At 51.3% G+C, this 10,425-nt stretch carries 12 protein-coding genes and 1 pseudogene; 1 reads left to right on the forward strand and 12 read right to left on the reverse strand.

The annotated features are described in order from the left end of the window. Nucleotides 1-9 precede the first annotated feature (9 nt). From LKD70_RS02180 to LKD70_RS02195, 4 genes and pseudogenes are all read right to left on the reverse strand, one after another. Nucleotides 10-1,143: an aldo/keto reductase gene (locus LKD70_RS02180; RefSeq protein ID WP_227706406.1), complete on the reverse strand. Its 1,134-nt coding sequence runs from the start codon at nucleotides 1,141-1,143 to the stop codon at nucleotides 10-12. A 297-nt stretch (nucleotides 1,144-1,440) separates the two neighbouring features. Beyond that, complete coding sequence (locus LKD70_RS02185; RefSeq protein WP_227706407.1) at nucleotides 1,441-1,644, reverse strand: PTS ascorbate transporter subunit IIC; 204 nt, start codon at nucleotides 1,642-1,644, stop codon at nucleotides 1,441-1,443. Nucleotides 1,645-1,667: 23 nt separating this feature from the next. After that, nucleotides 1,668-2,702, reverse strand: coding sequence for an SPFH domain-containing protein (locus LKD70_RS02190; protein WP_227706408.1), 1,035 nt, complete (start codon nucleotides 2,700-2,702; stop codon nucleotides 1,668-1,670). A 128-nt stretch (nucleotides 2,703-2,830) separates the two neighbouring features. Next, nucleotides 2,831-2,938: pseudogene (locus LKD70_RS02195) on the reverse strand (flavodoxin family protein); the annotation flags it as partial. Between the two features lie 83 nt (nucleotides 2,939-3,021). On the opposite strand from LKD70_RS02195, the gene LKD70_RS02200 reads away from it, so the two are divergent. Continuing rightward, nucleotides 3,022-3,846, forward strand: coding sequence for an AraC family transcriptional regulator (locus LKD70_RS02200; RefSeq protein WP_227706409.1), 825 nt, complete (start codon nucleotides 3,022-3,024; stop codon nucleotides 3,844-3,846). 149 nt (nucleotides 3,847-3,995) lie between these two features. On the opposite strand, the gene LKD70_RS02205 is transcribed toward LKD70_RS02200, so the two are convergent. From LKD70_RS02205 to LKD70_RS02240, 8 genes are all read right to left on the reverse strand, one after another. After that, entirely contained in the window at nucleotides 3,996-5,006 is a 1,011-nt protein-coding gene (locus tag LKD70_RS02205) for a GGGtGRT protein (RefSeq protein WP_227706410.1), read from the reverse strand. A gap of 86 nt (nucleotides 5,007-5,092) precedes the next feature. Continuing rightward, a complete protein-coding gene (locus LKD70_RS02210) occupies nucleotides 5,093-5,785 on the reverse strand; it encodes an iron-sulfur cluster assembly scaffold protein (protein WP_227706411.1) in 693 nt (230 codons plus the stop codon). A 109-nt stretch (nucleotides 5,786-5,894) separates the two neighbouring features. Next, nucleotides 5,895-6,407 carry a CinA family protein gene (locus LKD70_RS02215; RefSeq protein ID WP_227706412.1) on the reverse strand — a complete coding sequence of 171 codons (513 nt, stop codon included), beginning with the start codon at nucleotides 6,405-6,407 and terminating at the stop codon, nucleotides 5,895-5,897. A 49-nt stretch (nucleotides 6,408-6,456) separates the two neighbouring features. Further along, on the reverse strand, nucleotides 6,457-6,999 hold the full coding sequence (pgsA, locus tag LKD70_RS02220) for a CDP-diacylglycerol--glycerol-3-phosphate 3-phosphatidyltransferase (RefSeq protein WP_227706413.1): 543 nt from the start codon (nucleotides 6,997-6,999) through the stop codon (nucleotides 6,457-6,459). After that, nucleotides 6,996-8,318, reverse strand: a complete 1,323-nt coding sequence (rimO, locus tag LKD70_RS02225) for a 30S ribosomal protein S12 methylthiotransferase RimO (protein WP_227706414.1) — start codon at nucleotides 8,316-8,318, stop codon at nucleotides 6,996-6,998. Before rimO ends, pgsA begins: the two co-directional genes overlap by 4 nt. A 69-nt stretch (nucleotides 8,319-8,387) precedes the next feature. Next, a complete protein-coding gene (gene rpoZ / locus LKD70_RS02230; protein ID WP_227706415.1) occupies nucleotides 8,388-8,633 on the reverse strand; it encodes a DNA-directed RNA polymerase subunit omega in 246 nt (81 codons plus the stop codon). A gap of 2 nt (nucleotides 8,634-8,635) precedes the next feature. Next, complete coding sequence (gene gmk, locus LKD70_RS02235; protein WP_227706416.1) at nucleotides 8,636-9,271, reverse strand: guanylate kinase; 636 nt, start codon at nucleotides 9,269-9,271, stop codon at nucleotides 8,636-8,638. Nucleotides 9,272-9,290: 19 nt separating this feature from the next. Then, nucleotides 9,291-10,169 carry a YicC/YloC family endoribonuclease gene (locus LKD70_RS02240; RefSeq protein WP_227706417.1) on the reverse strand — a complete coding sequence of 293 codons (879 nt, stop codon included), beginning with the start codon at nucleotides 10,167-10,169 and terminating at the stop codon, nucleotides 9,291-9,293. Between the last annotated feature and the right edge of the window lie 256 nt (nucleotides 10,170-10,425).

Genomic DNA, 10,425 nt, shown 5'->3' on the forward strand with positions numbered 1-10,425 from the left:
GTTCTCATCTTACATACCAAGCCTCTCTGCAAAGTCTGCCATCGCCTCGGATATTTTAATCTGCTGCGGACAGACAGCTTCGCAGCTTCTGCATCCGATACAGGAGTCCGGTTTCTTGTCATCCGCATAGGAAGAAAGCGCCATGGGAGCGATGAATCCGCCGCCGGTGAAACTGTGCTCATTGTACAGATTTAAAAGAGACGGGATGTCCAGTCCTTTCGGACAGTGGCTTACGCAGTAATGGCAGGCGGTACACGGCAGGATTTTCTTATCCAGCATGCCGTCCGCAATAGAAAGGATCGTTTTCATCTCCTCCTCATTTAACGGCCTGTCCTCCTCGAACGTACGGATATTCTCTTTCATCTGTTCCATATCGGACATGCCGGAGAGCACAACCTTCACTTCCGAAATCGTCTGAAGGAAGCGGAACGCCCACGCCGGCACTTTCTCATCAGGCCGCAGCGCCTGAAGTTTTGCGGCATCTTCCTCCGACAGGGACGCAAGCCTTCCGCCGCGGAGCGGTTCCATCACCCACACGGGAATATTGTATTCTTTCAGAAGTTCCACTTTCTCTCTGCCGTTCTGGAAGGTCCAGTCCAGATAGTTGAGCTGAAGCTGGCAGAACTCCATGTCTTTTCCGTATGCCTCAAGGAAACGCTTAATCACGTCATAATTTCCGTGGGCGGAAAATCCGAGATGGCGGATTCTCCCGTTTTTCTTCTGCTCCATGAGATAGTCGTAGATGCCGTATTTCGGATCAAGGTACGCGTCGATATTCATCTCGCACACGTTGTGGAACAGATAGAAGTCAAAGTAGTCCACCTGACATTTCTCAAGCTGCTTCTCAAAGATCTCTTCCACTTTGTCCATATTGGCGAGATCATACCCCGGGAATTTTGTTGTAAGGTAATAGCTCTCTCTCGGATATTTCTTCAGAGCATTTCCCATGACAGTCTCTGAGTTTCCGTTGTGGTATCCCCATGCCGTGTCATAGTAGTTGATTCCATGCTCCATGGCATACGCAACCATCTTCTCGGACAGCTCCACATCGATTCTGGAATCGTCCCCGTCAATAACCGGAAGACGCATCGCTCCCATTCCGAGAGCGGAAATCTTCAAATCCTGGAATTCTCTGTAAATCATCGTATCAGCCCTCTTTCTTTCGGTTTTTCTTTCTTGTTTCCTTCTGCGCGGCTTATGCCCCGCATACTCCTTTTTTCTATTATAGCGGCTTTTTTTCCGGCTGTCTAATACCTTCGGCATATACCTGACTATTCGTCTGAGCTATAGTACAGCATTCATCTGGTCTGCAGCGGGCAGTCACCAGGGTCTCGGGCAAACCCGGACTTCTGTGCATCGCCGGCACAATAATACAGCACCGGGGCGGAAAAGACATCTCTTTCTCTCTTTTTGGTCTTCCCGCGCCGGTGCCGGCGTGTTCTACTGTATATCGAGCTCCGGCGGTTCGTCCAGATGCTCGGATACATATTTTCCGTTCTTTTTCCGCTGCCGCACACACTCGGTCAGAAGATATTCAATCTGTCCGTTGACCGAGCGGAAATCATCCTCTGCCCAGGCTGCTATGGCATCGTAGAGTTTCGCTGACAGACGGAGCGGAATCTGCTTTTTCTTCTGGTCAGCCATCTGTTTTTGTCCCGCTTTTCCGTCTAGTACAGGCTTCCCGAATTTACAATCGGCTGGGCATCCCGGTTGCCGCACAGGACGACAAGCAGATTGGATACCATGGCAGCCTTCCGTTCCTCATCGAGTTCCACAACATTTTTCTCGTTTAACCGGTCAAGCGCCATCTCCACCATGCCGACCGCGCCGTCGACAATCATCTTTCTGGCGTCCACAATCGCAGATGCCTGCTGCCGCTGGAGCATCACGGCCGCAATCTCCGGAGCGTAGGCCAGGTATGTGATTCTCGCCTCGATTACTTCAAGTCCGGCCTCGGCGACTCTCTGCTGGATTTCATCCCGGATTCTTGCCGCCACCACTTCGCTGGAGCCGCGCAGACTGCCCTCATCCGCAATTCCGTCTCCGGTTGTGTCCACATTGGGAGCCACGTCGTAGGGATAGATTCTCACGATATTGCGCAGCGCCGTGTCGCACTGAAGTGACAGGTACTCTTTGTAATTGTCCACATTGAATACCGCCTTCGCCGTGTCTGTCACGCGCCACATAACCGCAATGCCGATCTCCACCGGGTTTCCGAGACAGTCGTTGATCTTCTGCTTGTTGTTGTTCAGCGTCATGATCTTAAGAGAGATCTTTTTCCCGGATGTGTCCGAGTCCGCCATGTTGACAGATCCGTTTCCAAGTGCAAAAGACAGCACCGACTTTCCCGCCGCGCCGTTGTTCACGTCGCCGCTCTGGTTTAAGCGGGTCTTTGCCGCCGGATTCACGCTTGTGGAAAACGGGTTGACGAAATAGAATCCCTCGTTTTTCAGCGTGCCCGTATACTTTCCGAAAAGGGTAAGAACAAGCGCCTCCTGGGGCTTTAACACCCGGAGTCCGCAGTACGGAATCCAGCCGATCGCCAGCCAGACAATACTTACGATCAGAAGCGCCGGTCCTCCTCCTTCGCCTATGCTCATCGCTCCCAGCACACATCCCGCTACCGCTGCCAGATACAGCAGAGATGTGAGAATCAGGACAAGCATCCCGTTCTTTCTGTGCTCCAGTACTTTTTCCTTCATCAGTCATTCCTCCTTACAGAAAGCTTTTCTTTTTGATATCATCATGATATCACTTTTATTTCTTTCTGTAAAGAGTATTTTCATTGTACTACCGGATAAAATTCGTCCGTTGGAACGGTTCTTTTTCAGGAGATCGTAAAGTATTTGTTCAGCTCGTCAAATGTGGAAGAAAGACCTCCTCTTCTCGCAGCGACAACGCCGGCCCCCACTTTCATCGTCTTGTCAAAGGGAGTGCTCAGGCAATACTTGATATTATATAGATAAATGTTGTCTGTTCATACAGTTTTGTTGGCACTTTCCCGGGGAGGGGGCTTTAAGAATGATGAAAGATTATATTTTTTCCAATGATTTTTCCAGAAACCTGGACGCAATGATTTATACATGCGGCTATGAGACGTGTGAGCCTTCCCACAGTTACGGCCCTGTTGTGAGAAGCGGCTATCTCATTCATTATATTTTGAGCGGAAAGGGGATCTATAAGACGGACGGCCATATTTACCAGCTCTCGGAAGGGGACGCCTTTCTGATCCGTCCGAACACGCTGATCTACTACGAGGCCGACCGGTACCATCCGTGGACCTACACATGGATCGGTTTTCAGGGGATCAAGATGGAGGAGTATTTCCGGCGCACTTCCCTGCTGGAGACTCCGTATTTCCACTACGGAAAGGACGACAGAGTCCGCCTCTGCCACGAGAAAATGTTCGAGGCGTACAACCTTCCCGAGAACCGTGACCTTATGATGAACAGCATCCTCTATGAATATCTCTACCTGCTGGCAAGCAAATTTCCGAGAAAATCGGTGCCCCCGAAGGAGAAAAAGATCGGATATGTGGAGGAGGCGCTGCGGTATATTGAGAGCAATTACGCGCACTCCGTCAATATACAGGTGCTCGCGGACCATCTGAATATCGAACGCACCTACCTCTACCGGCTCTTTAAGGACATCACCGGGAGTTCTCCCCAGGAGTACCTGCTCGATTACCGGATCCGGCGCGCATGCGCTCTGCTCAGGGAGACAGATCTTCCTGTCAGCGACATTGCCCGCTCTGTCGGATATGATGATGCGCTTTACTTCTCCCGGCTGTTCCGCCAGAAAAAAGGGCGGACTCCGACACAGTACAGGAGACAGAAGGCCGGATGAAAAAAGCAGGAAAAAACAAAAGCGGATAAAAACAGGATATGACAAGGGCTTCTGACAATCCAGTTGTTGTCAGAAGCCCTCATTTTATTTTATGCTTTTATAGGTTTTTTCAAATCCTGCTTTCGCAGTTTTTCCGGCCGCGCCGGTTCCTAGAATCTGCCAGCCTTTGCTGCTTCCTCAACAGAAACTGCAACTGCAACTGTCATACCAACCATCGGGTTGTTTCCAGCTCCGATCAGGCCCATCATCTCAACGTGAGCCGGTACGGAAGAAGATCCTGCAAACTGAGCGTCAGAGTGCATACGTCCCATTGTATCTGTCATACCGTAGGAAGCCGGACCTGCAGCCATGTTGTCCGGGTGAAGGGTACGTCCTGTACCGCCGCCGGAAGCAACAGAGAAGTATTTCTTTCCTGCCTCTACGCACTCTTTCTTGTATGTTCCTGCAACCGGGTGCTGGAAACGTGTCGGGTTCGTGGAGTTTCCTGTAATGGATACGTCTACGCCCTCTTTCCACATGATTGCAACGCCCTCGCGCACATCGTTTGCGCCGTAGCAGTTTACTTTGGAGCGGAGTCCGTCAGAGTAAGCGATTCTCTGAACCTCTTTGAGCTCTCCTGTGAAGTAGTCATACTCTGTCTGAACATATGTGAATCCGTTGATTCTGGAAATGATCTTCGCAGCGTCTTTTCCAAGACCGTTTAAGATAACGCGGAGCGGTTTCTGGCGAACTTTGTTTGCCTTCTCAGCGATACCGATGGCACCCTCTGCAGCAGCGAATGACTCGTGTCCTGCAAGGAAGCAGAAGCAGTCTGTGGACTCTTCCAGAAGCATCTTTCCGAGGTTTCCGTGTCCGAGACCTACCTTACGCTGGTCAGCAACGGATCCCGGGATACAGAAAGCCTGAAGTCCCTCTCCGATTGCAGCGGCAGCGTCTGCAGCTCTTGTGCATCCTTTCTTGATCGCGATTGCAGCGCCTGTGATGTAAGCCCAGCATGCGTTCTCGAAGCAGATCGGCTGAATGCCTTTGATCTGGTTGTATACGTCCAGTCCGGCATCTTTTGTGATCTTCTCAGCCTCTTCCAGGGAAGCGATGCCGTAGCTGTTTAAAACTTCATTGATTTTATCAATTCTTCTTTCATATGATTCAAATAAAGCCATTTATATATCCTCCTGATTTATTTACCTGTGTTGATTCCCCGCGGATAAAGTTTCTGTGAAAACCGTCTGTTTTCCTGAAATGAAACTTACTCCTTGCGCGGGTCGATAATCTTCACTGCGTCATCAACGCGGCCATACTGTCCCTTTGCCTTCTCCCATGCATCGTTCGGTGTGTCGCCCGCTTTGATGAAATCTGTGAATTTGCCGAGGTTTACGAACTGGTAGCCGATGATCTCATCGTTCTCATCCAGAGCGATTCCTGTTACATACCCCTCTGCCATCTCAAGGTAACGAGGACCTTTTGCAAGAGTGCCGTACATTGTACCAACCTGAGAGCGAAGTCCTTTTCCGAGGTCTTCAAGTCCTGCTCCGATAGCGAGACCGTTCTCGGAAAATGCACTCTGTGTTCTTCCGTATACGATCTGAAGGAAGAGTTCTCTCATTGCTGTATTGATTGCATCACAGACAAGGTCTGTGTTTAATGCCTCTAAGATAGTTTTTCCCGGCAGGATCTCTGCTGCCATGGCTGCGGAATGCGTCATTCCGGAACATCCGAGTGTCTCCACAAGAGCCTCCTGAATGATGCCGTCCTTCACATTCAGTGTCAGCTTACATGCTCCCTGCTGAGGCGCACACCAGCCTACGCCGTGTGTGAAACCGGAAATGTCTTTGATCTCCTTCGCCTGTACCCATTTCGCCTCTTCCGGGATTGGAGCCGGTCCGTGATTCGCGCCCTGAGCCACCGGACACATCATTTCTACTTCATGTGAATAAATCATGTTAAAACTCCTTTCAATATGTATGATTTTCTTCGTATATGTTACTCTCTTCCCTGAATATGAGAGTACCCCCATACAGCTAATATTTTCGCATAATTTCCATCATTCGTCAATCTTCCTTTGACAAGTTTTTCACATCGCCGTTTTCCAGCGCATCGAGAAGCATCCCGATGGCCGTCTCTGCGGTGTGAAGCCGGTTCTCCATGCGGTCCCCTGAGAAACGGCATTCCCTGACTGCCGTCTTCCCGTTCAGATAACATCCTACATAGACAAGCCCCACCGGCTTTTCCTTTGTTCCCCCTCCGGGGCCGGCGATTCCGGTGGAACTCAATGCCGCATCAGATCCTGCTGCGCGGGCCGCGCCTTCCGCCATCTCCCGGGCCGTCTGTTCGCTGACCGCCCCGTACTGTTCCAGCGTTTCCTTTTTCACACCCACAAGGCGCTCCTTTGCCTCGTTTGAGTAAGTCACATACCCTTCGTTTAACACATCCGACGCCCCTGGCGCGTTGACAATCGTCGCGGCGATCAGCCCTCCGGTACACGATTCCGCGGTCGTCACTGTCAGGTTTCTCCCGGCGAGAAGCCTGACGAGACGCTCCTCCGGGCTTTCCCTTTTCTCCATAATCCATTCCTCCTCTTCCGGCATCCTCGCCTGCATTCCCGCTTGCGAATTACATTCCGCCTTTTGTGAGCACCTCGCGGTTCTTCCACACGTAGTCCACAAGAGAGATCACAGTGAGGGCAACGGCGATCCACACAAGAACGGTTCCGATCAGGTCAAACACACCGCCGAAGTCTGCGATCAGAACGATGATCATGGCCATCTGGAAGACGGTTTTAAACTTGCCCCAGTAGCTTGCCGCGATAACGATGCCGTTGTCCGACGCCACAAGCCGGAAACCGCTGATGATAAACTCCCGCGCAATGATAATGATGACAACGGCAGTGTTCAGCTTCCCGGACGGGATCAGACAGATCATGGCTGAGCAGACAAGCAGCTTGTCCGCCAGCGGGTCCATGAATTTTCCGAAGTTGGTAACCATGTTGTATTTTCTCGCGATCTTTCCGTCCAGCATATCCGTCAGGCTGGCGACGACAAAGATGGCAAGAGCGATCCACTTGTTTGCGGCGCCGCCGGCGTTCGTGAGCATGAAAAACACGAAAAACGGCACCATGATAACTCGAAGTACAGTCAGTTTGTTTGGCAGATTCATAATAATTCTCCTATCAGGTCATAGTCTAACGCTCCGGTGATCTTCACTCTCGCAAAATCGCCGGACATAAGTTCCTCATCTGTATTGATAAAAATCAGTCCGTCCACATTCGGGGCATCCCGGTACGTCCGTCCCACATATGCGTTCTCGTCCGCCACCTTCCCCTCGATCATGACGAGCACCTCACGGCCCACCATCTTCTCTTCGTTGTCGAAGGCGATCTCCTGCTGAAGCTCCATCAGCTCCGCCTGGCGGTCAAGCTTTGTCTCCTCATCGATCTGGTCCGGCATCTCCGCCGCCGGCGTTCCCTCCTCCGGCGAGTAGGTGAACACGCCCAGCCGGTCGAACTCCATCTCATCCACAAAGGCGCAGAGCTCCTCGTGCTCTTCCTGCGTCTCCCCCGGGAATCCGGTGATCAGCGTTGTCCTCAGGCAGATATCCGGAATCTCTTTTCTCAGCTTTCCGATGATCTCTGTCAGTTCCGCCTTCGACGTCCTTCTTCCCATGCGCTTTAAGATCCGGTCGCACGCGTGCTGGATCGGAAGATCCAGATAGCTGCAGACTTTCGGCTCCTCTTTTATCGTCTGAATGAGCTCGTCGGTGATCTCCTCGGGATAACAGTAGAGGATGCGGATCCAGCGCAGGCCGCTTATCTTACAGAGTTCTTTCAGCAGTGCGGGGAGCGCTTTCTTCCCGTACAGATCCATTCCGTAGAGGGTGGTCTCCTGGGCTACGAGGATCAGCTCCTTTACCCCCTGGTCCGCAAGCTCCCGCGCCTCCGCCACAAGCCGCTCCATGGGAACGCTGCGGAAATTTCCGCGGATCTTCGGAATGATACAGTAAGTGCAGTGCTTGTCACACCCCTCCGCAATCTTTAAGTAGGCGAAATGTCCGCCTGTCGTGACAAGCCGTTTCGTATCCGGCAGGGGCAGGGCGTCCGTATCGGCGAGCATCACCTCGTGTCTCCCTGCCAGCGCCTCGTCCACAGCGTCCAGAATCCGGTCGTAGGCGGTCGTTCCGAGCACCTCGTCCACCTCCGGGATCTCGTCCATGATCTCCTGCCTGTACCTCTCCGCCAGGCACCCGGTGACGATCAGCGCCTTCGCGCTTCCGCTCTTTCTGTATTCCGCCATCTCGAGGATATTCTGGATGCTTTCTTCCTTCGCGTCGTGGATGAAACAGCATGTGTTGATTACGATAATATCCGCCTCTGTCTCATCGTCCGTCATCTCATAGCCCCGCGACGCAAGAAGTCCGAGCATGACTTCCGTATCCACAAGATTCTTGTCGCAGCCAAGTGAGATAAACAGTATCTTCATATTGTTATACCTCCATTACAAAAAGGCAGATACCGCATGTGCATCTGCCCTGTCTTTTCTATGACGTTCTTACTCGCTGTCCGTGTTCTCTGCCATGATCTTCAGTTTTCCCTGATTCAGCTCATCGATGGCAATGGAGAGCGGTTTCTCTCCGACTTTGGCGTCCACAAGCGGAAGGTCGCCTCCGATCAGCTGTCTCGCCCGCTTGGATGTCGCCATGACGATGGAATAACGGCTGTTGACTACTTTTGTCTCCCCTTCCTCCACGTCTTTGTTGACTACTTTCATCAGATCCGTATAAGATGGATGCAGCATATTTACTCTTCTCCTTTCATTCTCTCCAAATCTTCTTTTATATTTTTCATGAATTCTTCATTGCGGAAGCTTCTCTTATGTTCTCCGCGGATGATGTCGTGCATTTCCTCCACACACCGGTCGAGCTCGTCGTTTACGATCAGGTAGTCATAACGGTCCATACCTTCCGCCTCCTCGCATGCCCGGTTCATTCTTGAGCGGATCACATCCATTGTCTCTGTCCCCCGGCCCACAAGACGCTTTTCAAGCTCCGCGGCGCTCGGCGGCGTGACAAAGAGAAGAAGCGTGTCGGGGAATGCTTCCTTTACCTTAAGCGCACCCTGGATCTCAATCTCCAGGATCACGTCTTTTCCTTCCGAAAGTTTCTCCTCCACGTACTTTTTCGGCGTACCATAGTAATTTTCCACGTATTTAGCATACTCTATCAGTTCGCCTTTGGCAATCATTTTTTCAAATTCGTCCTTCGAGACAAAGAAGTACTCTCTTCCGTCCTCTTCTCCCGGACGGGGCTGACGCGTGGTCGCTGACACCGACAGCGCGTAAGCGTCGGGATAGCGCGCAAGCAGCTCCTTCATCAGTGTTCCCTTGCCCGATCCGGAAAACCCGGACACAACAGTCAGTATGCCTTTTCCGTTCATGTTCTTCCCCCTTTTCCCGTCACTCAATGTTCTGGATCTGTTCCCGGATCTTCTCAATCTCCGTCTTTAAGCTGATGGCGTGGTTTGAGACTTCCAGGTCGTTTGCCTTGGACAGGATCGTGTTCGCCTCACGGTTCATCTCCTGGGCGATAAAGTCAAGCTTGCGGCCGATCCCCTCGCTCTCCTCCAGCGTGTTTCTCATGTGCTGGATATGGCTTTTGAGCCGCACAACCTCCTCGTCCGTGCAGATCTTGTCCGCAAAGAGAATGACCTCGGAAGCGATTCTGCTCTCTTCGATCTGCGTGTCGGATAAGAGTTCCTTCATCTTCTCCTCCAGCTTTGCGCGGTACTCCGCCACGATCTGCGGGGAACGCTCCTCGATGAAGACGATCTGCTCACTTAAAATGTCAAGCTTTGAGAGGATATCGCTCTTTAAATTCTCCCCTTCCGCTGTCCTCGTCTCCACGAACTGATCGAGAGCGCCTGTGAGAGCTTCTTTAAGTCCGTTCCAGAGTTCCTCCTCGTCCTCGGTCTGCTCCTCCATGGAAAACACTTCCGGATACCGGGAGAGCGTGGAGACTTTCACGTCGTTATCCAGTCCGAACTCTTCCGACATCTGCCTGAGATATTTCAGGTACTCTGCTGCCAGAGCCCCGTTGTATTTCACCGAGACCTGGGACTGGGAGAGGTCCTCATAGCTGATGAAGATGTCCACTTTTCCCCTGCTGGCGTAGGACTTCAGAAGCGTCCGGATCGCAGTCTCAAAGAAATTAAGCTTCTTCGGCATCCGGATATTCACATCGAGGTAGCGGTGGTTCACGCTTTTCATCTCAACCGTGAATTTTCTTGATTCCTTCTGGATCTCACATCTGCCGAAACCGGTCATACTTTTTATCATGTCTTATTCATCCTCTGTGCTTTTTTGATATCTGAATTATTATACCCTCTGTCCGCCAAATGGTCAACAGGTCTTTTTCCCTCCCGGGAGTTGTGTTATACTGATATCCGCAGGCTTTATTTCTGTATGCGGGAGTTTGACAGTTGAAGAATAAGAAAAATACTTGCAGGCCGCATAAAGCCTGTACTTTTTTTGTCAAATTTCTTATTTTATTATCTAGTAATATTTAGTGATATATGATATAATCAATACAGAG

It is taken from the genome of Ruminococcus turbiniformis (assembly GCF_020687545.1).
Lineage (GTDB): Bacteria > Bacillota > Clostridia > Lachnospirales > Lachnospiraceae > Mediterraneibacter > Mediterraneibacter turbiniformis.

What these genes read in the sequence shown, in the direction of transcription:
- LKD70_RS02180 (WP_227706406.1), bottom strand. Translation starts at nt 1,143, where the DNA reads ATGATTTACAGAGAATTCCAGGATTTGAAGATTTCCGCTCTCGGAATG.
- LKD70_RS02185 (WP_227706407.1), bottom strand. Translation starts at nt 1,644, where the DNA reads ATGGCTGACCAGAAGAAAAAGCAGATTCCGCTCCGTCTGTCAGCGAAA.
- LKD70_RS02190 (WP_227706408.1), bottom strand. Translation starts at nt 2,702, where the DNA reads ATGAAGGAAAAAGTACTGGAGCACAGAAAGAACGGGATGCTTGTCCTG.
- LKD70_RS02200 (WP_227706409.1), top strand. Translation starts at nt 3,022, where the DNA reads ATGATGAAAGATTATATTTTTTCCAATGATTTTTCCAGAAACCTGGAC.
- LKD70_RS02205 (WP_227706410.1), bottom strand. Translation starts at nt 5,006, where the DNA reads ATGGCTTTATTTGAATCATATGAAAGAAGAATTGATAAAATCAATGAA.
- LKD70_RS02210 (WP_227706411.1), bottom strand. Translation starts at nt 5,785, where the DNA reads ATGATTTATTCACATGAAGTAGAAATGATGTGTCCGGTGGCTCAGGGC.
- LKD70_RS02215 (WP_227706412.1), bottom strand. Translation starts at nt 6,407, where the DNA reads ATGGAGAAAAGGGAAAGCCCGGAGGAGCGTCTCGTCAGGCTTCTCGCC.
- pgsA (WP_227706413.1), bottom strand. Translation starts at nt 6,999, where the DNA reads ATGAATCTGCCAAACAAACTGACTGTACTTCGAGTTATCATGGTGCCG.
- rimO (WP_227706414.1), bottom strand. Translation starts at nt 8,318, where the DNA reads ATGAAGATACTGTTTATCTCACTTGGCTGCGACAAGAATCTTGTGGAT.
- rpoZ (WP_227706415.1), bottom strand. Translation starts at nt 8,633, where the DNA reads ATGCTGCATCCATCTTATACGGATCTGATGAAAGTAGTCAACAAAGAC.
- gmk (WP_227706416.1), bottom strand. Translation starts at nt 9,271, where the DNA reads ATGAACGGAAAAGGCATACTGACTGTTGTGTCCGGGTTTTCCGGATCG.
- LKD70_RS02240 (WP_227706417.1), bottom strand. Translation starts at nt 10,169, where the DNA reads ATGATAAAAAGTATGACCGGTTTCGGCAGATGTGAGATCCAGAAGGAA.